General features: G+C 64.6%; 17 protein-coding genes and 1 pseudogene. 12 read left to right on the top strand and 6 right to left on the bottom strand.

The window, feature by feature from the left end; genetic code table 11:
* Positions 1–519 precede the first annotated feature (519 nt).
* Positions 520–1,728 (top strand): AGE family epimerase/isomerase, encoded by a 1,209-nt coding sequence (locus tag J2S53_RS05045; RefSeq protein ID WP_456239979.1) that lies wholly within the window; start codon positions 520–522, stop codon positions 1,726–1,728.
* Positions 1,729–1,751: 23 nt separating this feature from the next.
* On the opposite strand, the gene J2S53_RS05050 is transcribed toward J2S53_RS05045, so the two are convergent.
* The 5 genes from J2S53_RS05050 to J2S53_RS05070 all read right to left on the bottom strand — a co-directional run bounded on the left by J2S53_RS05050 (position 1,752) and on the right by J2S53_RS05070 (position 7,591).
* Complete coding sequence (locus J2S53_RS05050; RefSeq protein ID WP_456239980.1) at positions 1,752–2,846, bottom strand: ABC transporter ATP-binding protein; 1,095 nt, start codon at positions 2,844–2,846, stop codon at positions 1,752–1,754.
* Between the two features lie 121 nt (positions 2,847–2,967).
* A complete protein-coding gene (locus tag J2S53_RS05055; protein ID WP_456239981.1) occupies positions 2,968–4,377 on the bottom strand; it encodes a GH1 family beta-glucosidase in 1,410 nt (469 codons plus the stop codon).
* An 88-nt stretch (positions 4,378–4,465) separates the two neighbouring features.
* The gene (locus tag J2S53_RS05060) at positions 4,466–5,305 is read right to left on the bottom strand and encodes a carbohydrate ABC transporter permease (RefSeq protein ID WP_092972717.1); all 840 of its coding nucleotides are present in this window, start codon (positions 5,303–5,305) and stop codon (positions 4,466–4,468) included.
* On the bottom strand, positions 5,298–6,269 hold the full coding sequence (locus J2S53_RS05065; RefSeq protein WP_456239982.1) for a carbohydrate ABC transporter permease: 972 nt from the start codon (positions 6,267–6,269) through the stop codon (positions 5,298–5,300). Before J2S53_RS05065 ends, J2S53_RS05060 begins: the two co-directional genes overlap by 8 nt.
* Entirely contained in the window at positions 6,266–7,591 is a 1,326-nt protein-coding gene (locus J2S53_RS05070) for an ABC transporter substrate-binding protein (RefSeq protein WP_456239983.1), read from the bottom strand. Before J2S53_RS05070 ends, J2S53_RS05065 begins: the two co-directional genes overlap by 4 nt.
* A 525-nt stretch (positions 7,592–8,116) precedes the next feature.
* On the opposite strand from J2S53_RS05070, the pseudogene J2S53_RS05075 reads away from it, so the two are divergent.
* The 3 genes and pseudogenes from J2S53_RS05075 to J2S53_RS05085 form a co-directional block, all read left to right on the top strand.
* Positions 8,117–9,454, top strand: a pseudogene (locus tag J2S53_RS05075) (glycoside hydrolase family 6 protein); the annotation flags it as partial.
* A 364-nt stretch (positions 9,455–9,818) separates the two neighbouring features.
* Positions 9,819–10,490, top strand: a complete 672-nt coding sequence (locus tag J2S53_RS05080; protein WP_456239984.1) for a lytic polysaccharide monooxygenase auxiliary activity family 9 protein — start codon at positions 9,819–9,821, stop codon at positions 10,488–10,490.
* A gap of 185 nt (positions 10,491–10,675) precedes the next feature.
* Positions 10,676–11,443: a GH12 family glycosyl hydrolase domain-containing protein gene (locus J2S53_RS05085; protein ID WP_456239985.1), complete on the top strand. Its 768-nt coding sequence runs from the start codon at positions 10,676–10,678 to the stop codon at positions 11,441–11,443.
* Between the two features lie 128 nt (positions 11,444–11,571).
* Here the strand turns inward: J2S53_RS05085 and J2S53_RS05090 are convergent, their stop codons facing one another.
* Entirely contained in the window at positions 11,572–12,603 is a 1,032-nt protein-coding gene (locus J2S53_RS05090; RefSeq protein WP_456239986.1) for a LacI family DNA-binding transcriptional regulator, read from the bottom strand.
* 311 nt (positions 12,604–12,914) lie between these two features.
* Between J2S53_RS05090 and J2S53_RS05095 the strand changes: the two genes are divergently transcribed.
* The 8 genes from J2S53_RS05095 to J2S53_RS05130 all read left to right on the top strand — a co-directional run bounded on the left by J2S53_RS05095 (position 12,915) and on the right by J2S53_RS05130 (position 23,144).
* Positions 12,915–14,309, top strand: a complete 1,395-nt coding sequence (locus tag J2S53_RS05095) for an MFS transporter (protein WP_456239987.1) — start codon at positions 12,915–12,917, stop codon at positions 14,307–14,309.
* A gap of 212 nt (positions 14,310–14,521) precedes the next feature.
* A complete protein-coding gene (locus J2S53_RS05100) occupies positions 14,522–15,679 on the top strand; it encodes a uroporphyrinogen-III synthase (protein ID WP_456239988.1) in 1,158 nt (385 codons plus the stop codon).
* A gap of 314 nt (positions 15,680–15,993) precedes the next feature.
* Positions 15,994–17,193 (top strand): ROK family transcriptional regulator, encoded by a 1,200-nt coding sequence (locus tag J2S53_RS05105; RefSeq protein WP_456242706.1) that lies wholly within the window; start codon positions 15,994–15,996, stop codon positions 17,191–17,193.
* 120 nt (positions 17,194–17,313) lie between these two features.
* Positions 17,314–18,825, top strand: a complete 1,512-nt coding sequence (locus tag J2S53_RS05110) for a sugar ABC transporter ATP-binding protein (protein WP_456239989.1) — start codon at positions 17,314–17,316, stop codon at positions 18,823–18,825.
* The gene (locus J2S53_RS05115) at positions 18,822–19,853 is read left to right on the top strand and encodes an ABC transporter permease (protein ID WP_092972733.1); all 1,032 of its coding nucleotides are present in this window, start codon (positions 18,822–18,824) and stop codon (positions 19,851–19,853) included. The genes J2S53_RS05110 and J2S53_RS05115 overlap by 4 nt, the downstream gene beginning before the upstream one ends.
* Before the next feature lie 56 nt (positions 19,854–19,909).
* A complete protein-coding gene (locus tag J2S53_RS05120; RefSeq protein ID WP_456239990.1) occupies positions 19,910–20,974 on the top strand; it encodes a substrate-binding domain-containing protein in 1,065 nt (354 codons plus the stop codon).
* 108 nt (positions 20,975–21,082) lie between these two features.
* Positions 21,083–22,246, top strand: coding sequence for a Gfo/Idh/MocA family protein (locus J2S53_RS05125; RefSeq protein WP_456239991.1), 1,164 nt, complete (start codon positions 21,083–21,085; stop codon positions 22,244–22,246).
* A 28-nt stretch (positions 22,247–22,274) separates the two neighbouring features.
* Positions 22,275–23,144, top strand: a complete 870-nt coding sequence (locus J2S53_RS05130; RefSeq protein ID WP_456239992.1) for a sugar phosphate isomerase/epimerase family protein — start codon at positions 22,275–22,277, stop codon at positions 23,142–23,144.
* The last annotated feature ends 81 nt before the right edge of the window (positions 23,145–23,225 follow it).

Genomic DNA, 23,225 nt, shown 5'->3' on the forward strand with positions numbered 1-23,225 from the left:
CGCTCTCCTTAGGGACGTATCTGCCTGTCGTTGTCGGCCGGTGATCGCCGGGCCGGACTCACTTCAAGCCTGACAGACTCCTGCCCGGTATTCCGAACCCAATCACCTTGAATCGAATCAGATCGAACGGAATCGAATCAGTAAAGTATCGCACGTCACCCGAGCCGGTGACCATTCATCACAGAAAGCTATATATCGATCGCCCAAAACGGGTCACCCGTTCGGCGGTAGCAATTCGGTGGTTACGACAAGTACCCATCACCCGGAGGACAGCAGAATTGGTACACACAACCGTGCGGCCTCACGACGGAATCGATTCGGCCGATCGGGAGAGGATTCGCCGCCGTCCGGACGCTCACCGAGCTCACTCCGCCGACCCGTGCTTCCCGCCGGGGGCCGATGCCGATAGCGTCCGACGACTGTGGGAGGAAGTACCGATTCAGTCCGCACGGGTCACACCCACCGCGGCGGTCATCACTCGCCACCACGTATCGCATCCACCCGATAAGAGGAACGACATTGACCAATCCCGACTCCGCGGAACACCACGAGTGGCTGACGGCCGAACGGAGCAGGCTGTTCGACTTCGCTTCCGCCGCACGCGGCTCCGAAGGTGGCTTCGGATGGCTGGACGACGCCGGAAATCCCGATCCGGGCCGACCAGTGGAAACCTGGATCACGGCCCGGATGACACACGTGTTCAGTCTCGCCCATCTGCTCGGTGAACCTGACGCCGCGGAACTCGCCGACCACGGCATCGCCGCGCTGGTCGACCAACTGCGCGACTCCGAGCACGGCGGCTGGTTCACCAGCACGGTCGACACCACCAAGGGTGCCTACGAACACGCTTTCGTGGTACTGGCGACCAGTAGCGCCACGGCCGCGGAACGCCCCGGCGCCGCGGAGTTGCTCACCGAGGCGCTGCGCGTCGTCGAGTCCCGCTTCTGGGACGACCAGGTGGGGTTGGGGCTGGAGAGCTGGGACAGAGCCTGGACGATCACCGAGTCCTACCGTGGCGCCAACAGCAACATGCACCTCGTGGAAGCCATGCTCGCCGCGGGCGACGTCACCGATGAACGGATCTGGCACCAGCGAGCGCTGCGGATCGCCGGAACGCTGATCGACGAGGTCGCCCGTACCCACGGCTGGCGACTGCCGGAGCACTTCACTCCCGCGTGGGAGCCCGAACCAGATTACAACAGCGATCGTCCGCACGACCCGTTCCGCCCGCACGGCACCACTGTGGGGCACTGGCTGGAATGGTCCAGACTGCTGCTGCAGTTGGAGGCATCCCTCGGGGAGGAGGAGTCACCGAACTGGCTGATCTCCGACGCTCGGAATCTGTTCGAGGCCGCCATACAGCACGGTTGGCACGCCGACGGTCACCCCGGGTTCGTCTACACCCTGGACTGGCAGGACCGCCCGCAGGTTCGCGAACGAATGCACTGGGTCACCGCCGAGGCGGTCCTGACCGCTGCCGCGCTGCACCGACGTACCGCCGAGTCCTACTACCAACGGTGGTATGCCACGTTCTGGGATTTCGCACGGACGAGGCACATCGACTACGGACAGGGCAGTTGGCACCACGAGCTGACCCCGGACGGCCGCCCCTCGACAACCGTGTGGGCGGGTAAGCCCGACGCTTATCACGCCTACCAGGCCGCGTTGTTCCCGACCCTTCCCCTGGCGCCCTCGGCGGCGACGGCGTTGCGACCCGCCCCGCGCTGAGGCCGGTGGCAACGCCCGCTAACTCACGCGACGAGCCGCTGACCGGTGCTGGGGTGGAACAGGTGCACATCCTCGTGATCCCGCAGCACCAGGTTCAGCGTCTCCCCCGCGCCGGGAACGCCGCGGCCGTCGGTACGAACCGTGAACCGCTTGGCGACACCCGAGACATCCACGGAGCCGATTACCAGTGCGTCGGCACCCAGTTCCTCGACCAGTTCCACGTCCATCCGGATACCCTCCTCGTCGGCGGGCACCGGACGCAGCGCCTCCGGGCGTACCCCGAACATCACCTCGTCGAGGCCCTCCGCCGCGGCCTGTGCGGCGCGGGCCAGTTCGACCCGATGACCGCCGAGCAACACGCTGTCTCCCCGCGACGGGACGGTCTCCAGGTTCATCGCGGGTGATCCGATGAATCCGGCGACGAACGAGTTGGCGGGGTTGTCGTAGAGCTCACGCGGGGCGGCGACCTGCTGCAGGACTCCCCCGTCCAACACCGCCACCCGGTCGCCCATGGTCATGGCCTCGACCTGATCGTGGGTGACGTAGATGGTGGTGGTGCCCAGTTTCCGCTGCAGGGCGGCGATGTTCGCGCGGGTCTCCACCCGCAGTTTGGCATCGAGGTTGGACAGGGGCTCGTCCATCAGGAACACGCTCGGATCCCGAACGATGGCCCTGCCCATCGCGACCCGCTGCCGTTGCCCGCCGGACAGGGCACGTGGCTTGCGATCGAGGAACTCGCGCAGATCCAGCATCTCGGCCGCCTCGGCGACCTTGCGGCGTATCACGTCCTTGGGGGTCTTGCGCAGCTTCAAGGCGAACCCCATGTTCTCGCCGACCGTCATGTGCGGGTACAGCGCGTAGGACTGAAACACCATCGCTATGTCGCGCGCCTTGGGAGGAGTGCCGGTGACGTCGGCGCTGCCGATCGAGATGCCGCCCTCGTCGACGTCCTCCAGCCCAGCGAGCATGCGCAGCGCCGTCGACTTCCCGGAGCCGGAAGGCCCCACCAGTACCAGGAACTCGCCGTCACCGATCTCGAGGTCCAGTGAGTCGACCGCCCGGACCGGCGGTGTGCTCGGATAGGCTCTCGTGGCGGCGCGGTATTCGACTTCTGCCATGGCGGTATTCCAATTCGTTCGGATGTGTTGGGGGCGTGGCGCTTCGGTGGACAACACCGGAGCCACGGGCCGCGGCCCCGGCCGCCGGAGGGGCGCACCGGGACCGGAATCGAACAGGGCGTCAGCCTGTCAACGAGCTGTCGGGTTCCCGCGAGTGCGCGACGGCACGGCGGTACCAGTCGAAGCTGTCCTTGCGGACTCGTCGTTGGGACTCGAAGTCCACGTACACCAGGCCGAAACGCTGCTTGTACCCTTCAGCCCACTCGAAGTTGTCCAGCAACGACCAGCAGTAGTAGCCGTGCACGACGACCCCGGCGCGCATCGCGCCGCGCAGTTCGCGCAGATGCGTGTCCAGATACTCGATGCGGTGCCCATCGTGGATCTCGCCCTCGCCGTCCGGCGCGTCGAATCCACTCGTTCCGTTCTCGGTGATGTAGATCGGTGGAAGCTCGGGATAGCGTTCGCCGAGCCACAGCAGCAGTCGGGACAGTCCCGCCGCCTCCACCGGCCAGTTCATCGTGGTCCGTCGCAGCGACTCGGGGGGATCGAGTTCTACCCCGATGTCGTCGGCCGTGCGCAGCTTCGGATCGACGCTCTCGAAGGGTTCGGCACGCACGTAAGCCGGGAAGTAGTTGTTCACGCCCAGAAAGTCGAGCTCCGTGCCGATCAGTTCCAGATCACCACCGCGCCGGAAGGAGAAGTCACTGATCTCGCCCCACACCGTGCTTTCGATGTCCGGATAGCTCCCGGCCAACACCGGATCGGAGAACGCGAGATTCTGGTAGCACTCGTAGCGCCTGGCCGCTGCCACGTCCTCGGGGGAGTCGCTGACCGGTGTCACCGGATTCAGGTTGAGCGTGATCCCGAACGACTCGTCACCGTAACGCTGCGCACGCATCGCGGCTGTCGCGGCGCCGTGGCCCAGCAGGAGGTGGTGGGCGGCGGCGAGCGCCTCGTGGCCTTCCCTGGCGCCGGGCGCGTGCCTGCCCTCGGCGTAGCCGAGGAACGCGGCACAGAACGGTTCGTTGAGCGTCGTCCACAACCGCACCCGATCGCCGAGCTCGCGGTGCACGATCGCCGCGTAGTCGGCGAACCGGCCTGCCGTGTCGCGTTCACGCCATCCGCCCGCTTCCTCGAGCCGCTGGGGCAGATCCCAGTGGTACAGCGTCAGGCACGGTTCGATACCCGCCGCGAGCAGTTCGTCGACCAACCGCGAGTAGAAGTCGAGTCCCGCGCTGCTCGGCGCACCGCTGCCCTGCGGCTGTATCCGGGGCCAAGCCACCGAGAACCGATAGCTGTCGACCCCCAGCTCGCGCATCAGCGCGATGTCCTCCTCGTAACGGTGGTAGTGGTCGCAGGCCACATCGCCGGTGTCACCGTTGTCCACCGCACCTGCTCGGTGCGAGAAGGTGTCCCAGATGGACGCCCCGCGTCCGTTGACGTCCACCGCCCCTTCGATCTGATAGGCCGAGGTCGCCACTCCCCACCTGAAACCGTCGGGGAAGGTGGGGAAAGTAGATTCGCCAGTCAACTCGTTCGCTCCATTTCCGCTGTTGCGAAGTCCGGACCCGCCGTAAGGCGCCGAACGAAACGGCCGGGGACGGCTTCGCTCCCCCGGATCACTTGACGGCTCCAGCCGTCAGCCCCTGCACGAGGTAACGCTGCAGGGCCAGGAAACCCAGCACGACCGGAATGCTGACCACCAACGAGGCCGACATCACCTCGTTCCAGTAGACCGTGGACTGTGTGGAGTAATCACGCAGCCCGATCGCGAGGGTCGTGGAATCGGAATCGGTCATGATGGAGGCGAACAGGGTCTCGCCCCAGGCCGTCATGAACGCGTAGATCGACACCGCGGCTATGCCCGGCTTCGCGGCCGGGATCACGACCCGCCACAACGTCTGGACCGGGCCGGCTCCGTCGATGTAGGCCGCTTCGTCGAGATCGACCGGGATCGAGTCGAAGTAACTGACCAGCATCCAGATCGAGAAGGGAAGCGAGAAGGTCAGATACGTGATGATCAGGCCGATGTGGCTGCCCTGGAGAACGATTCCCGTTGCCTGTCCGACAGTGGCGTAGATCAGGTACAGCGGCAGCAGGAACAGGATTCCCGGAAACATCTGGGTGGACAGCACGGTGAACCGGAAGGCGTCACGACCGCGAAAGCGGTAACGGCTGATCGCGTAGGCGGCGAACAGCGCTATCAACACCGAGAAGGCGGCCGCGCCCAGCGAGACCACGGCACTGTTGACGAAGTAGTCGGCCAGCCGCACGGTCGACCACATGTCGACATAGGGCTCCAGCGTCAGCGCCGAGGGCAACCACTGAAACGTGTCCTGCACGTCGGCCAGGGGCTTCACCGAGGTCGTCACCATGACGTAAAGCGGTATGACGGTGAACAGCGTCAGCAGGCACAGTCCTACACCGCGAACCCACTGGAACCAGCGTGGCTCACGCATTGCGGCTCCTCCTCGAAGTCAGCATCAGGTACCCGGCGGTGATGACGAGCAGGAACAGCAGCAACAGGGTCGACATGGCCGAGCCGAGTCCGAAGTTCCAGGTCAAGAACGAGTTCTGATAAATGTGGATCGATATGAGATTCGCCGAGGAGGGAACCGCCTGGTCGAACAGCAGATAGGGAACGTTGAAGTCGTTGAACGTCCACAGGAACAGCACCAGGATCAGCACCTGACTGACCGGCTGCAACATCGGCACGGTGATCGTGCGTATCTGCTGCCAGAGCCCGGCACCGTCCACCGCGGCGGCGTCGTAGATGTCGGTCGGAATGGACTGCAGTCCCGCCATCAGGGCGAGGAAGGCAAACGGCCACAACCGCCATATCGCGGTCACCGTCAGGCTCAGAAACGCGTTGTTTCCGAGCAGCCAGAAACGTTCACCGCCCAGCCCCAGATCGGACAACGTCGCGTTGACCATACCGTCGCTGCGGTCGAGCATGAACTTCCAGATCATCACCGAGGTGTAGATCGGTAGGGCGTACGGCACCAGGAACAGCCCGCGCAGCAGGGTCCTGCCGGGGAAGGACCGCTGCAGGAACAGCGCCGCGGCCAGCCCCATCACCCAGGACACCCCCACGGTGATGACCGCGAAGGCGATGGTCACGGCGAAGGACTGGAACAGTTCGACCCCGGCGGCGCCGTCGAAATCCAGCGCGAAGCGGTAGTTCTGCAGCCCGGTGAACGGAGCGCTCATCCACTCGCGCAGGAAGAACTGGTTGAGCCGCAGAAAGCTCATCCAGAGTCCACCGAGCATCGGCACGATGTGCACCAGCAACTCGAAGAAGAGCGCGGGTGCCAGCAGCAGGTACGGCACGCTGCGTTTGCTGATCCTGGGACGTCTGGCTCGGGAACCGTTCGGCTCGGCGCCGGAAGGTGGTGCCGTCGAAGCGGTGCTGGTCACCGTCATCGTGTCGAACCTCCACCGCTCCGCATCTTCTGCTGTGCCTCGTCCAGTGCTTCCGCGATGTCCTCGCTGCGCACCGAACGGTTGGTACCCGCTCTGGCGAACAGGTCACGCACCGCGGCTCCGACCGTGGTCTCGAATCGGTTCTCGTTGGGAATCATCGGGACCTGCTTCGACGACTCGGCGAGTATTCGGGAGAAAGTACGCAACGCGTCGGTGTTGAAAGCGGGATTGTCGTAGGCGTCCGAGACCACGGGCAGGCTGCCGTACTTCTCGTTGAGAATGCTCTGCTCTTCGGCACTGGTCAGAAACTTGACCAACTCGATCGCAGCATCCTTGTTCTCGCTGTTGCGATACACCGCGATGTTGGTACCGGCGACGTGACTGCGGACCGCTTCCCCTCCATCGGGCAACGGATCCGGAGTCGGGAGCGGGAACACCCCCCACTCGCTGTCCGACATGCCGGCGGCGCGGATCGCGGCGATCGAACTGTTCTGCGCCACCAGCATCCCCGCCTCACCGGTGGCGAAATTGCCCACGGCCTCGGTGGCCGAGCCGATCTCGGCATCATCGGGATTTACCACTCGGTGCTCGCTCATCAGCTCCACGTAGCGCTGCACGCCGGAGGCCATCCGCGGTGAGGCGAACGTCGCCCTGCCGTTCGAGTCGAACAGCTGGGCCCCCTCCTGGTTCCCGAGCATGAAGGCGAAGTGCGCGTTCTCGGTGTAGCTGGCACCTGCCAGCGTCATCCCCCATTGCTCCTGGCTCGGTCGAGTGAGGTCACGGGCGACGTCGACGAACTCCGACCAGTTCTCCGGCGGTTGTTCGATTCCCGCCTCGCGGAACATCGCCTTGTTGTAGAAGACCCCGTAGGAAAGCCCGTACAGCGGAACCGAGGACGGTGGCCTACCGGACATGCCGGTGGAGCTCATGCTGGTTTCCAGGAAACGGTCGCGTCCGCCCAACTGCTGCATCCGTTCCTCGGTGAACGGCACGAAGGCACCCGTGGCCTGCAGCGAAGCCGCCCATGTGTTTCCGAGATTGACCACGTCCGGTCCCACTCCGGAAACAGCCGACCCCAGAATCTTGTTCAGTAGATCCCCCCAGCCGATCACCTCGACGTTCACCTCGATACCCGTACGGGCGGTGAACTTCTCGAACTCCTCGTTCAGAATCCTGCGGTCCTGTTGCGGACTGTTGCCCTGATTGCTCGCCCAGTAGGTCAGGGTCCGCTCGTCGTCCTGTTCCCGGGCGCACCCCGACAACAGGCTCGACGCCAGCACCAGGATGAGCACGATCACCCCGGATAACCTTCTGTGCCGCATTACCACTCCTTGTCGCGGCGTCGATGGAGTCGGCAGCGGCGCCCGGACCGCGAAGCGCACGCCCGGACATCTCCTCCACCGGCTCACTCGTTCGTCTTGCTGGGAGCGCTCTCACTAGTCGTGAAAGACTGCTCGCGGACCCGTGGATTGTCAAGCAAGTCACACGAAAGACGAGGGCAACAGGCTGACACAGCAACCAAATCGGACAACACAACGTGATCAACTGTGTTCGATACCGAACCGACACGACTAGGGGGTTCGAATTCAGGGGTTTACGCAACGCGTTCGAGTCGCTAGCTTGGGAGCGCTCCCAGTGATCTGGATCACCGAATGGTTCCGGGCTCGGGAGGAATGATTCGGCGTAGCTTCCTCCGCTGCGCTCAGTCGACGGTGGCCGGGCGGCCAACCGGTCACCGGCAGAACCGAAAACGGCAAGGAGCATCTCGCATGCCATCCAACTCATTACCCGAGCAGGGGCGCAGACCGACTTGGCGTCGCGTCGTGCCGGGATTCGTCGCGTTGGCGATGACGGCGGCGGTTCCCATACTGGCCCCGGCCTCGTCGGAGGCAGCTCCCGCCCATGTGGACAACCCCTTCGAGGGAGCCACCTCCTACGTGAATCCCGACTATGCCGAGAACGTCCAGTCGTCCATCGACCAAACACAGGACGCCGAGCTGAAAGCCAAGATGCAGCAGGTCAAGTCGTACCCCACCGCGGTGTGGCTCGACCGCATCGCGGCGATCGAGGGCGGCGATGCCAACAGTGGTCGACTGAGTCTGCGCGAGCACCTCGACGAGGCACTGGCGCAGAAGGGCTCCGGTCCGATCACGGCCTCGTTCGTCGTTTACGACCTGCCGGGACGCGACTGCTCCGCGCTGGCCTCGAACGGCGAGCTGCCGCTGACGCAGCAGGGCCTGCAGCGCTACAAGACCGACTACATCGACGCCATCACCGACGTGATGGACGACCCCAAGTACAACGACATCCGAATCACCACGGTGATCGAGCCGGACGGGCTGCCCAACCTGGTCACCAATCTGGACGATCCGGAGTGCGCCGAGGCGAAGTCCAGCGGCATTCAGGTTGATGCCGTGCAGTACGCCCTCAACGAGCTGCACGATATTTCGAACGTCTACACGTACATGGATTTCGCGCACTCCGGCTGGCTGGGCTGGAACAACAATCTGACCCAGACGGTACAGCTCTACACTGACGTCGCGCAGAGCACCGAGGCAGGATTCCAGAGCGTCGACGGATTCGCGACCAACACTTCGAACTACACTCCGACGGAAGAGCCTTTCCTTACCGATCCCAACGCCCGGGTCGGCGGTGGTCAGGTCAGATCCGGAGACTTCTACAAGTGGAACCCTAATTTCGACGAGTCCGATTTCGCGAGAAACCTCCACGACCAGTTAATCAGCAACGGCTGGCCCAGTGACGTCGGAACCATCATCGACACGGGCCGCAACGGATGGGGAGGTTCGGAACGGCCGACCCAGGCCAGCTCCAGCAACGACCTGAACACCTACATCGAGGAATCGAAGGTGGACCGCCGCGCCCACCGCGGCCTTTGGTGCAACGTCAGCGGTGCCGGCATCGGAACTCCACCACAGGCCTCGCCCTCGGGCTACGGCTCCAGTATCGACGCGTTCGTGTGGACGAAGCCTCCGGGCGAATCCGACGGTTCCAGCGAGGAGATCCCGAACGACGAGGGCAAACACGCCGACCCGATGTGTGACCCCGACTACGTCGCACCCAACGCGGGCAACAACCCCACCGGGGCACTGCCGAACTCGCCGTTGGCGGGTCACTGGTTCCACGAGCAGTTCAAGATGCTGGTGCAGAACGCTCATCCGGAAATCAACACAGCGGCCTCCCGGCAGGGAACGAGCTGAGGGGAGCACCACCGACAGTTTGATCCGGCTCGATTGAAACACCGCGCCATGTAGATCAGCCGGAACCAGGACCGTCCCGCCCGATCGGATTCGGGCGGGGCGGTTTTTCGCATATCGACCGCTCGCCCGACCTCCAAATTGATCAAAGTTGCCGACTCCGGAACAACACGGAAAAACGTTCCACGATCTCCCCCGGAAAAAGCAAATCACATCGGGAAGCACCAAAGACTGTCGCCACAGTACACAAAATCACCTGATCGCACCATTCGTCCGTCGGGAGCGCTCACTAAAATCAACGGTGGACCACGAAGAGAACCGAACAGGAGCAGAAATGCGATTACGAGGAAAAATGATCGCCCTCGGCGCCCTGGGCGCGGCGGTCGCACTGTTCACCTCGACGATGAATCCCGGAGTGGCACAGGCCCACGGCGGATTCACGTACCCGAAAACCAGAACCTACGCCTGTTACGTCAACGGTCTGGAAGGTGGCCAGGGCGGTGACCTCGCCCCCACCAACCCGGCCTGTGCCGAGGCTATCGAGCGCGGCGGCAAGACCGCGCTGTGGAACTGGTTCGGCAACCTGATCAGCGATGTGGGCGACAACCATCGCGAGAGGATTCCCGACGGGAAGCTGTGCGGGCCCACGGAGACGTTCGACGCCTACAACATGGCCCGTACGGACTGGCCGACCACCACGATGCCCGCCGGTGAGACGGTCACCCTGCGGTACAACGCCTGGGCCGCACACCCCGGTACCTGGTATCAGTACGTGACGAAGGACAGCTGGGATCCCAGCGAACCACTGGCCTGGTCCGATCTGGAACCCGAGCCCTTCAACACGGTCACCAACCCGCCGATCAACGGCAGCGGACCCCACGGTGACGAGTACACCTGGCAGGCCGAGCTGCCGGACAAGAACGGCAGACACCTCATCTACTCGATCTGGCAACGCTCGGACAGCCCGGAGGCCTTCTACAACTGCTCCGACGTGATCTTCGAGTGATCGTCACACCGTGACTGGTCAGTCGGGCGTGGTGATGGGACACGACGACCGTGGTCCCGTTCAGTGCTCCCATCACCACTTTGACAACGGACCCGTTTCGCGGCTCGACGGACCGCCGTGAGGCGGCGGTGGAGCCCGAGGACGGAATCCGCAGCACCCACCGGATCGGATAGGACTACGTCTCGATGTTCAACGGAAACAACCGCGGACGACGCGCCGTACTCGCACTCGCCGTGTCCGGACTGGCACTGAGCTCGTTGAGCACGGGTGCGGCCGCGGCACAACCCGCCACAACCATGTGCGGCAAGTACGCCTCCACCCAGGTCGAAGGTGGACGCTACATCGTGCAGAACAACGTGTGGGGCGCCGACACCCAGCAGTGCGTCAGCGTCGACGGCAGCTCGTTCACGGTGACCACGGCCAACCACGACAAGGCCACCAACGGCTCACCGGCGAGCTACCCCTCCATCTACGCGGGATGTCACTACGGCAACTGCACGACGAACACCGGGCTGCCCGTGCGGGCCGACCGGATGACCGAGGCGACCACCAGTTGGGACATCACCACTCCGGATACCGGAACGTACAACGCCGCCTATGACCTGTGGTTCGATCCGCAGCCGAGCAACTCGGGGCAGAACGCCGCGGAACTGATGATCTGGGTCGATCACCGGGGCGACATCCAGCCGATCGGTTCACAGGTGGGCACCGTGACGATAGACGGCGCCCAGTGGGAGGTCTGGACCGGTGACGCCGGCTGGAACGTGATCAGCTACGTCCGGACGGAAACGACCGATTCCGTGGATCTGGATCTGACCGCCTTCAGCGCCGACGCTGTCGAACGGGGCTCCGTCGAACCGAGTTGGTATCTCAACAGCGTGCAGGCGGGATTCGAACCGTGGATCAACGGCACCGGACTCGCGACGAACGACTTCTCGGTCAACGTCGGGTGATCCGTCACTGACGAGCGGGCGGGCACGAACTCGTGCCCGCCCGCTCCGCTGCCGCGTGAACGACCGATGCGAACGGGGAGATCCCGCACCACCACGAGCCGAAGAACGCCGCGGCGAGTCCCGCTGCGTCAGGCCGAGCCGCGGCAGACCAGCTCGGTCGGCAGGATCACCGGTTCCAGGCTGCGCCCCGGATCCTCCAACTGTGTGATCAGCAATTTCGCCAACTCGGTTCCCATCCGCTGCACCGGCTGCGCGACACTGGTCATGGCCGGTTCGGTGTTGCGAGCGACGTCGGAATCGTCGAAACCGATCACGGCGACGTCCTCGGGAACACGTTTGCCCGCTTCGCGCAGCACCCGCATCGCGCCCGCCGCCATGAGGTCACTGGCCGCGAAGACGGCATCCACGTCGCTGTCACGTTCGAGCACGTCGCGCATGGCCTGCTCACCACTGGCCTGCCCGAAGTCGCCCTGCGCGACGACTCGTGTCACGCCGCGCCGCGACTTGAGAGCACTCCGGTACCCCGCCAGCCGGTCTATACCGGCGGCCATGTCCTGCGGACCCGCCAGAGTGGCGATACGACGCCTACCTGACTGGTAGAGGTACTCGGTGGCGCTCTTCGCGCCCGCCAGGTTGTCGGCGTCGACGAACGGTACGGCGACCTCCGAGGAGAACGGGCGCCCGTTCAACGCGACCGGAGCTCCCACCTCCACGAGCTTGCGCGGCAGGGGGTCGTCACCGTGCAGTGAAATCAGCACCGCACCGTCGACGTGACCGTTGCCGACCAGCTGCTCCACTCTGTCCCGTTGCCGAGCACCACTGGCCATCATCAGATTGAGCTGCAAATTCGTCTTTGCCAGCTCCTGCCCGAGCCCACGCACGACTCCCGCGAAGAAGGGTTCGTCGAAAACTCGTGCCTCGGATTCCGAAACCACGAGCAGCACGGTGTCGGTTCGCCTGGTCACCAGGCTGCGTGCCGCGTGGTTGGGCACGTAACCGAGTTTGTCGATGGCATCCTGCACCGCGCGCAACGTGGTGGTACTGACTTCGAGCGAGCCGTTGACCACTCGCGACACGGTGCCTCGCGACACACCCGCCTCCGCGGCCACCTGTTCGAGCGTCGGCCGCCCCGTCGTCCGCACACGCCCAAGACTCGTCATACGGCCTCCAGCTCGCCCCACATATCCCCGTACCCCAGCCATAATACTGGGAACGCTCACGTAAGAAACGCCTACGCTGACCTGATGATATTACACAGTGCGTCTGAACAGTGACGTTTGATCATCACGATCGTGTGGCATCCGGACGACGCACACCACCCGAAGAGTTAAGCGCCGGTAACGGGTGGGACGCACAGCGACCGACGTCGGGCGTGCGCGAAATTTCGCCCATCGTTTATTACACGTTGACGATCGGAAATCACGGCATGTTCGAATGCTTTCAGCATGGTCGACCATCGGGAGGTGCGCGGATGACGCTCGAGAGTGTCGAGAGAAATCCGGTCGAAGCGGAACAAGCGACAACCGGTCGCTGGATCAACCACTGGGAACCGGAGGACGCCGGATTCTGGCACCGGACCGGAAAGCGGGTGGCCTGGCGCAATCTGTGGTTGTCGGTACTGGCCGAACACCTGGGATTCAACGTCTGGACGTTGATGAGCATAGTCGTGGTCAGCCTGGACGACGTCGGCTACGCGTTCACCGTGGGGCAGACCTTCTGGCTGTTGATTCTGCCGAATCTGGTAGGAGCGGCGCTGCGCATTCCTTACACCTTCGCCGTACCACGATTCGGTGGCAGGGGCTGGACCACCACGAGCGCTTCGCTGTTGCTCGTTCCGTGCGCGATGCTCGCCGGTGCCGTCACCGCGGCGGGAACACCCTACTGGTTCTTCCTCCTCACAGCCGCGGTCATGGGCGTGGGGGGCGGGAATTTCTCGTCCTCGATGACCAATATCTCCTTCTTCTTCCCGGAACACCGCAAGGGGCTGGCACTGGGGATCAATGCCGCGGGCGGCAACATCGGCGTGGCCGTGAGTCAGTTGCTCGTGCCGTTCGCGATACACCTGGGCACCGGAATCAACCTCTCCTACGCCGCCCTGATGTGGATGCCCGTGATCGTCGTATCGTCGGCCTGTTCGTGGTTCTTCATGAACAGCCTGACGGCGGCCAAGCCGGACAACAACTCCTACCGCGAGGCGCTGACCAGCAAACACACTCCGGTTATGGCGCTGCTCTACGTGGGGACGTTCGGATCTTTCATCGGCTTCTCGTTCGCTTTTCCGTCGCTTATCGGGATCGCTTTCAGCGATTTCTCGCGATTCACCGGAATCGCGTTCATCGGAGCACTGATCGGATCGGTCGCACGGCCGATCGGTGGCTGGTTGTCCGATCGGCTGGGTGGGGCTCGAATAACGTTGTGGAACTTCGTGGGACTGTCCCTGGGAACGGTGGGAGTACTTCTCGGCGTACGAGCGGACAGCTTCGCGCTGTTCTTCGGATCGTTCGTTCTCCTGTTCGTTTTCACCGGGATAGGGAATGGTTCCACCTATCGTATGATTCCGTTGATATTCCGGACCGAGACGAGTGCACGGGTGGCGAGAACCGGCGAGGACATGGACGCCGCACAGAAAGCGGCCAAGCGCCAGGCCGGCGCCGTCGTGGGGGTCGTCGGCTCCGTCGGGGCTTTCGGCGGTGTGGTCATCAACCTGGTTTTCAAGTTCTCGTTGCAGGCCGGCGGAACGCTGATCCCGGCACTGCTCGCGATCCTCGTGTTCTTCCTGGCCTGTGCCCTCGTCACCTGGTGGTTCTACGTCCGGAGCACTTTCGCCATCGAGCGTGCCCCCAACCTCTCCCACGCCCGCATCTGAGCACGTCCCGGGGACAGGACGCACAGCTCACCACGCACCGCGGCGAGAACTCCGTAACAGGCGGGAAACCACTTCGAACCAGGAGTGACATCAACGACTACGAGCATGCGAGCAGCAGCACCCGATCGAGGAGGTGCGCGTGCCGCGCACTGCCGACAGCGCCGCGCGGATCCTCCTCTCCGACAGCCACGTGAGCGCGAACCGAGCGCGGGATGACAGCACAACGACAGGAAGCACTACGGCAGACAGGACCACTCACCGGTTTCACCGTGGGGGTGACCGCGGCACGACGAGCCGAGGAACTGGCGACCATGCTGCGCCGTCGAGGCGCGGAGGTGCAGCACGGTCCAGCCATCCGCATCCTTCCGCTCGCCGACGACCGGGAACTGTTCGAGGCGAGTCGGAACCTGGCGGAGCGGCCGGTGGACAAGGTCGTGGTCACCACGGGTATCGGATTCCGAGGCTGGTTGGAAGCGGCGGAGGATTGGGGACTGGCAGCGGAACTGGCCCGGCACCTGAGCGAAGCCAGGTTGCTCACCAGAGGGCCCAAGTCCACCGGAGCACTGCGGGCCGCTGGTTTTCACGAGGCCTGGTGTCCCGATTCGGAAAGCAACTCGGAAATACTGCACGGACTGCTCGAGGAAGGGGTGCGCGGGCAACGGATCGCGGTACAGCTGCACGGCCGGCGGATGCCGGAGTTCACCGACGAGTTGCGTGCGGCCGGGGCGGAGGTCATCGAGGTACCAGTGTATCGGTGGGCGGCACCGCTGGACATCGGCCCGCTGGACGGGCTGGTGGACGCCGCGGTGAACCGGCGTATCGACGCACTCGCCTTCACCAGCGCACCCGCCGTGACCAGCATGCTGGAGCTGGCCAGGCGCACCGGCAGGTGGGAGGGACTGCTCACGGCTTTCCGGGAACACGTCGTGGCGGCCTGTGTGGGGCCGGTCTGCGCACAACCGCTGCGGGAGATCGACGTGGCGGTGACGTTCCCGGAACGGGCCAGGCTCGGATCATTGGTGCGTTCGCTTTCGCATTCCCTGCCACAGCGGGGCGACCACCTGCGAATCGGCGGCCGGGAGATAGAGCTGCGCGGACAGGCGGTGCTCGTCGACGGCGAGCTACGCCCCGTGTCGCCGGTCCCGATGGCGCTGCTGCGCAAACTCGCCGAGCACCCCGGAAGAGTGGTGTCTCGCGAGGAGCTGGTGACAGCGTTGCCCAACGGTGGCGAGGAGCACGCCGTCGAGACAGCGATCGGCAGGTTACGAACCGCGCTGGGGAGGAGACGATTGGTGCAGACCGTGGTCAAACGGGGCTACCGGCTCGGGATGGACAGCTCGGAGATGCTCGGGGCACGCCCGCCGTCCTGAAGCGGGTATCACGACGCACCACCTGTTCCATGAGGAACACCCCATACCGCCCGGGAGCGGGGCAGGCCGGACCGTCGCGACTGGGGCTCGGAACTCCACAGTAGATACGGGGCGGAGACAACTCCGATCGATCGAGCCGTTCGTTACTGTGAACGGACCAGTCAACAGCTCCGAACGGCCGACAAACTTTGTTCTCAACACAGCAAAAGTTTGTTCAAAAGCGGCACTAGTATTGCCACATCCCGTGAAACGTGATTAACGTCTCACCTCGCCTGGAGAGCAATCCGGACACGGGAGGAGAAACGGTGCCGCGTATCGCATCACGCCCGGAAAACCCCCAGCAGGGACGACTGCTGCGGCTGCTGCGGGACAGTGGGCCGCACTCCCGAGCGGAACTGGGCGAGGCACTCAAGCTCTCCCGGTCGAAACTGGCCCACGAGGTCGACCGGCTCACGGAACTGGAATTCGTGGAGAGCGGCGGATTCGCCGCATCCCGAGGCGGACGCCGTTCCTCGATCGTCCGGCTGTCGAAGCATCTTCGATTCGTCGGCGTGGACATCGGCGCGACCTCCGTCGATGTCGCCATCACCGACGGACAGCTCGATGTTCTCGGGCACAGCAATGCCGAGATCGGAGTCCACAACGGCCCCGACACCGTGTTGGACACCGCGCTCGACCTGCTGAGCAAGCTACGTGCGGACGGCACCGCCCCGGACATCCACGGTGCCGGTGTCGGCATCCCCGGACCGGTGAGTTTCCGCGACGGAGCTCCGGTAGCTCCACCGATCATGCCGGGCTGGGACCAGTACCCGGTCCGCGAGACGATGAGCCAGGCTCTCGGCGTGCCGGTACAGGTGGACAACGACGTCAACCTGATGGCTCTCGGTGAGCTGCACGCGGGCGTGGCCCGCTCCGTCGACGACTTCCTGTTGGTCAAGATAGGCACCGGCATCGGATGCGGCATCGTCGTCGGTGGTGAGCTGCATCGGGGGGTCTCGGGCAGCGCGGGCGACATCGGTCATATCCAGATCGAGGAGAACGGGCCGCCCTGCGCCTGTGGAAACAGCGGCTGTCTGGAGGCCTACGCGAGCGGAACAGCGCTGGCCCGGGACGCGATGGCCGCGGCACGGGCCGGTAAGTCCCCACGGCTGGCCGAGCTGTTCGAGAAGTCGGGGGCACTCTCGGCCGCCGACGTCACCGACGCCGTCTCGGTGGGCGATCCCGCAGCGGTACAGCTACTGCGCAGCGGTGGGCATCGCGTGGGACAGGTGCTGGCCAGTCTGGTCAGCTTCTTCAACCCCGGGCTGGTGGTCGTGGCCGGCGGTGTGGCGGGCGCGGGCCACTCCCTGCTGGCCGAGATGCGCAGCGCTGTCTATCGCAGGTCGTTACCACTGGCCACGGGCAACCTGCCGATCGTGCTGTCCGAACTGGCCGCGGCGGCCGGAGTGGTCGGCGGTGCGAGGTTGATCAGCGACCAGGTCCTGTCCGTACCGCGTGGCATCGAGGAACGTTAGGGGCACTGTGACGATGATCAGCTTCACCAGGTGTTGTGCACCACCTCCCGCCGGAGCCGTCACTCGATTCGGCATCACCTCGCGTCTCCCCGACGCACGACGGTTCGAGGAGTCTAGCGAATGAGTACGACCCTGCTTCAAATGCGCGGAATAGTGAAAACTTTTCCCGGCGTGCGTGCGCTGGACGGGGTGGACCTCGAGGTGCGAACCGGCGAGGTGCACTGTCTGCTCGGACAGAACGGCGCGGGCAAATCGACATTGATCAAAGTGCTCGCGGGAGCACAACGGCCCGATGAGGGAACCATCGAGTGGGGTGGCAACACGGTCTCGGCCCGGAGCCCCGCCGCGGCGATGAAACTCGGTATCGCCACGATCTACCAGGAGCTGGACCTGGTCGACGGCCTGTCGGTCGCCGAGAACATCTTCCTCGGTCACGAGCCGACCACTGTCGGCTTCGCACGACGCGTTGAGATGCGGCGAAACGCTCGGCGGCTGCTCGAAAGACTCGGTCACGGCGAGATCGACCCGGCACGAGAGGTCGGTGAACTGTCATCGGCGAGCAAACAACTCGTCAGCATGGCACGCGCGCTCTCCCTCGACGCGAGGTTGATCGTCATGGACGAGCCGTCGGCCGTGCTCGCCCACGACGAGATCTCGGGCCTGTTCCGGGTGATCGAGGAGCTCACCAGGCAGGGAATCTCGATCGTCTACATCTCACACCGGCTGGACGAGATCCGTGAGATCGGCGACCGCATCACCGTGCTCAAGGACGGCCGGACGGTGGCCGAGGGCCTTCCTGCGGCCGACACCCCCACGGAACGGGTCGTGTCGCTGATGACGGGGCGGAGTATGGTCTCCGCCTTCCCGGAACGTAACTCCGTGAGCGCTCCCGATCGGCAGAGCGAACTGCTCCGGGTGGCGGAGCTGAGCCGCACCGGTGAGTTCGAGGACATCTCGTTCACGGTGCGCGGTGGCGAGATCGTGGGAATAGCCGGACTCGTGGGCTCGGGGCGTTCGGAAATCCTGCAGACCGTCTACGGGGCGCGCAAACCCCGTAACGGAGGGGTGGAACTCGACGGTGGACGTCTCCCACCGGGCAATGTACGAGCCGCCGTACGTGCCGGGATGGGGCTTGCTCCGGAAGAACGCAAGAGTCAGGCCCTGGTTCCGTACGAGTCGATCGCGCACAACATCTCGCTGGCCGCTCTGGGGCGCTACGCCCGGCTGGGCTGGGTGGACAGAACCGGGGAACAAGCCGCTGCCGAGGAAGTAACCACCGCGCTGCGCCTCCAGCCATCGGACACGAAACAACCGGTACGAGTGTTGTCCGGGGGAAACCAGCAAAAGGCCGTGGTGGCTCGATGGTTGCTGACCGACTGCAGGGTGCTGTTGCTGGACGAGCCCACCCGAGGTGTGGACGTGGGCGCCAAGGCCGAGATCTACGCGTTGGTGCGTGAGCTGGCCGACTCCGGGGTGGGAGTGCTGCTGGTTTCCAGTGAGATACCCGAGGTTCTCGGTCTTTCGGATCGCGTCCTGGTGCTTCGCGAGGGACGAATCGTTCGGGAGTCCCCCGCCGACGAGATCGACGAGGCCGAAGTGCTCGATCTGTTCATCGAAGGGAGTGCCGCGTGACGGAGCAATCGCAGACCGACACGGTGCCGGCGTCGGAATCACGGTCCGCCACAGCCGCGGCGCCGAGAACGAGAAGCGCTCGCGCGAGATTCTCGGACGGTAATCAGCGGCAGATTCTCGGACTGTTGGCCGTACTGGTGATTCTGATCGCGGTGGGCAGTTTCACCACGGACAACTTCTTCGAGGTATCCAATCTGGTGCTGCTGCTGAGTCAGGCGTCGATCATCGGCGTGCTGTCGATCGGGATGACCTTCGTGATCATCAGCGGTGGTATCGACCTGTCGGTGGGCGCGATCATCGCCCTGGCCTCGGTGTGGGCCACGACGGGAGCCACCCAGGAGTTCGGGCTGTGGGGGATGCTGTTCACCGCGGTCGTCGTGGCCGGAGTGTGCGGTCTCATCAACGGTGTGTTGATCGCCTACGGCGGTCTCGTGTCGCTGATCGTGACGATCGCGGGCCTGGCCAGTTACCGCGGCATGGCCACCCTCATCTCGGGAGGACAGCCACAGGTCGTACGGGTGGACGGATTCGGTGCCATCGCCACGACGGAGTTCCTGGGCATCCCGCTGCTCGTCTACATGTTCGCCGCCACCGTGGTCCTCGGATGGTTACTACTGAACCGGACGACGTTCGGGAGGCACGTGTTCGCCGTCGGTGGTAACGCGGAGGCAGCCAGGCTCGCCGGTATCGATGTACGTCGAATTCGCACGATCGTGTTCGTACTGTCCGGGCTGTGCTGCGCCGTCGCGGCGATCATGCTCACGGCCCGCACCGCCACCGGAGCCAGCACCCACGGCAATCTCTACGAACTCGACGCCATCGCGGCGGTGATTCTCGGCGGCACGCTGCTTTCCGGCGGCCGCGGCACACTGATCGGTTCGATTCTGGGGGTGGTCGTGTTCACCACCGTCAACAACATCTTCGTGCTGAACAACCTGTCCACTCCGATCCAGCAGATAGCCAAGGGCGTGATCATCGTGATCGCCGTGCTGCTGCAACGCCGTGCCAACAAGGAATCGGCCGGTTGAAACCGGGGGGATTCCTGACCAGACCGTGCAGTACCCGTCGTCGAAGGAGCATCGACATGTCGAAGTGGGACAGTTCAGCGACGCAACGCCGCCGTTTCCTGATGGGAGGGGCCGCCGTGGGAGCGGGCGCGCTGCTCACCGCCTGCACCGGAAGCGGCAGCGGCGAGTCCGACGGCGCCAACCAGCTCGTCGGCCAACAGCAGGGTGACAACTCGCAACCCGGCGAAACCGTCACGATCGGACTGTCCATCCCCTCCGACGATCACGGTTGGATGGGTGCCATCGGCGCGAACGCCACCGCCCAGGCCGAGAGCTTCGAGGACGTCAAGTTGGAGGCCACGGAAGGCACCAACGATGTGAACCGTCAGATATCACAGGTCAAGACGCTGATCAACAAAAAGGTCGATGTACTGGCGATCCTACCGTTCAACGGTGAATCGCTGACCCAGGTGGCGGAACAGGCGATGCGGGCGAACATCCCGGTGGTCAACATCGACCGCGTCTTCGCGTCGAAGCTGGCCTATCGCACCTGGATCGGCGGGGACAACTACGGCATGGGGGTCAACGCGGCCAACTTCATCGCCGATCGTCTCGAGCAGCAGGGCGTCGAGAACCCGGTGATCGTCGAGATCGCGGGCATCGACAACCTGGAACTGACCCGCGAGCGCAGCAGGGGATTCGCGGAAGCGCTCAAGTCACGGGGGTTGAGCGTGACGATGAGTCAGAGCGCCGAGTTCACCCCGCAGTCCGGTCGTCAGGTCATGGGAAACGTGTTGCAGGCCAGGAACAACATAGACGCGGTCTGGAACCACGACGACAACCAGGGGGTCGGGGTACTGGCCGCGATCGAGCAGGCCAACCGGGGCGACGAGTTCTTCATGGTGGGCGGCGCCGGTTCGAAGGTGATGATGGAACACATCAAGGCAGGTGACGGCCCTATGGCCGCCACCGTGTCGTACCCGCCGACCATGTCCGCCTCGGCCGTCAACATGGCCAGGCTCATCGCACAGCAGCGCAGCGTGTCGGGACTGGTGGAAAGTGCCGTGCCCAGTGAGATCACGCTGCACTCGGCGACCGTCACCAAGGACAACGTCGACGAATACCTGAAAACGGCGTTCTGAGCGAGCCGAGAACAGCCACGAGCAGCGGACACACCTTCCGGGGCACCGAACGAAGAGGTGCTCCCCGTGAAGCGGGACGAGCCACACACAGAAAGGTGACCGTGACCGATGACGGAAAACGACCGACTGGGCGTCGGGATGGTGGGGTACTCGTTCATGGGAGCGGCCCACTCACAGGCCTGGCGTACCGTCGGCCGGGTCTTCGACACACGCGTACAGCCCGTGATGGCCGCGTTGTGCGGGCGTCGAGCGGACAACACGGCAGCAGCCGCCGAACGCCTCGGATGGGCCGCGGTCGAAACCGACTGGGAGAAACTGATCGAACGTCGGGACGTGGCGCTGGTCGACATCTGCACCCCTGGTGACACCCACCCCGAGATAGCGATCGCCGCGTTGGAAGCGGGCAAACACGTACTCTGCGAAAAACCGCTGGCGAACTCCGTCGCGGAAGCGAGCGCGATGACCGATGCCGCTCGAAGGGCACGGGAACGCGGTGTACGCAGCATGGTGGGATTCAACTACCGCAGGGTTCCGGCGCTGGCCCTGGCTCGGCGGATGGTGGCCGACGGCCGAATCGGCACGATCCGGCACGTACGCGCCCAGTACCTGCAGGACTTCATCGTGGACCCGGAATCTCCCATGATGTGGCGCCTCGACCGAGAGCGGGCCGGCTCGGGTGCGCTGGGTGACATCGGCGCCCACATTGTCGACCTGACCCGGTTCGTCACGGGGCAGAACATCACTGGCGTGTCCGGAATCACGCAGACATTCGTTCCCGAACGTCCACTCGACGACGGCAGCGGCTCCTACGGAGAGGTCACCGTGGACGACGCGGCGGCGTTCCTCGCACGGCTGGACGGTGGCGGAATGGCCACCTTCGAGGCCACCCGGTTCGCGACCGGGCGCAAGAACGCCATGCGGCTGGAACTCAACGGCTCAGCGGGCAGTCTGGCCTTCGACTTCGAGTCGATGAACGAGCTGCTGTTCCACGACCACACCGAGGACGAGTCCACAGCCGGCTTCCGCAGGATACTGGCCACCGAACCGGACCACCCCTACATGCACGCGTGGTGGCCACCGGGTCACGGACTCGGGTACGAGCACACCTTCACGCATCAGATGCGGGACCTGCTCGAAGCCGTCGGCACCGACGGCGATCCCGAGCCTTCGTTCGCCGACGGCCTCGCGGTGCAACACGTGCTGGCGGCCGTCGAGCACAGCTCGAGCAATCAGAGCGTGTGGACGGAGGTCCCCCGGCAGAACGAGTCGTGAATCACCTTCGAGCACGAAAGGATCGGTCATGCGGGAGTTCACGAACAACGGCAGACGTGCTTTTCTCCGCGGTGCGGGTGCGGCGGCGCTGGCGGTGGGAGCCTCGACCGTGGGAGCGCGAACGGCGTTCGCGGGAGCGGAGTGGGGCCACGGGCCGCACATACCGCGGAGCAGGATCGGAATCCAGCTCTACACCATGCGCGACATGATGAGCGAGTCGGTGTCCGACACGCTCTCGTTCCTGGCCGAGGTCGGTTACTCGGAGGTGGAGTTCGCCGGACTGTACGACCACACACCGGAACAAGCGCGCGATCTGCTGCGAGAGCTGCGGCTCCGGAGCCCCGCAGCCCACGAGGACATCCCCACCGAACAGGACGAGCTGGAACAGCTACTGGACCGGGCCAGGACGCTGGGACAGCGCTGGATAGTACTTCCCTGGTTCTCCGCAGATGACCTGGCCTCGTACCACCGGCTGGCCGAACGGCTGAACTGGGCCGGTGATCTGGCACGCAGGCACGGTGTCCGAATCGGGTACCACAACCACGCCCACGAGTTCGAGAAGTTGGAAGGCAAGCGTCCGTACGACGTCCTGCTGGAAGAGACCGACCGGCATCTGGTCGACTTCGAAGTGGACCTCTACTGGGTGATCAAGGCGGGCGTCGACCCCCTGGAACTGTTCGAACGGGCCCCTCGCAGATTTCCACTCGCGCACATCAAGGGAATGGCCCAGGACGGTTCGTTCGCCGACCTGGGCGAGGGTGTCATCGACTACGAACGCATTCTCGCGGCGGGGAAGCACGCCGGAATACGCCACTTCCTCGTGGAACGCGACGACCAACCGCACCCGAGGGAAACCGCGAGGGAGGGATACCACTACCTTCGACGTCTCGGATGCTGAGCACGATCCGAGATTTCGATCGAGCGCTCGATCGAGTTGTTCCGTCGGATCCGTCATACCCGTGAAGCCGGTCAACCGGAT

The organism is Actinopolyspora lacussalsi (genome assembly GCA_030803735.1).
In the GTDB taxonomy this organism is placed as follows: Bacteria; Actinomycetota; Actinomycetes; order Mycobacteriales; family Pseudonocardiaceae; genus Actinopolyspora; species Actinopolyspora lacussalsi.

Coding starts and splice junctions, on each gene's coding strand:
- J2S53_RS05095 (WP_456239987.1), top strand. CDS start 12,915: ATGACGCTCGAGAGTGTCGAGAGAAATCCGGTCGAAGCGGAACAAGCG.
- J2S53_RS05120 (WP_456239990.1), top strand. CDS start 19,910: ATGTCGAAGTGGGACAGTTCAGCGACGCAACGCCGCCGTTTCCTGATG.
- J2S53_RS05100 (WP_456239988.1), top strand. CDS start 14,522: ATGACAGCACAACGACAGGAAGCACTACGGCAGACAGGACCACTCACC.
- J2S53_RS05085 (WP_456239985.1), top strand. CDS start 10,676: ATGTTCAACGGAAACAACCGCGGACGACGCGCCGTACTCGCACTCGCC.
- J2S53_RS05065 (WP_456239982.1), bottom strand. CDS start 6,269: ATGACGGTGACCAGCACCGCTTCGACGGCACCACCTTCCGGCGCCGAG.
- J2S53_RS05090 (WP_456239986.1), bottom strand. CDS start 12,603: ATGACGAGTCTTGGGCGTGTGCGGACGACGGGGCGGCCGACGCTCGAA.
- J2S53_RS05050 (WP_456239980.1), bottom strand. CDS start 2,846: ATGGCAGAAGTCGAATACCGCGCCGCCACGAGAGCCTATCCGAGCACA.
- J2S53_RS05130 (WP_456239992.1), top strand. CDS start 22,275: ATGCGGGAGTTCACGAACAACGGCAGACGTGCTTTTCTCCGCGGTGCG.
- J2S53_RS05070 (WP_456239983.1), bottom strand. CDS start 7,591: ATGCGGCACAGAAGGTTATCCGGGGTGATCGTGCTCATCCTGGTGCTG.
- J2S53_RS05125 (WP_456239991.1), top strand. CDS start 21,083: ATGACGGAAAACGACCGACTGGGCGTCGGGATGGTGGGGTACTCGTTC.
- J2S53_RS05080 (WP_456239984.1), top strand. CDS start 9,819: ATGCGATTACGAGGAAAAATGATCGCCCTCGGCGCCCTGGGCGCGGCG.
- J2S53_RS05110 (WP_456239989.1), top strand. CDS start 17,314: ATGAGTACGACCCTGCTTCAAATGCGCGGAATAGTGAAAACTTTTCCC.
- J2S53_RS05060 (WP_092972717.1), bottom strand. CDS start 5,305: ATGCGTGAGCCACGCTGGTTCCAGTGGGTTCGCGGTGTAGGACTGTGC.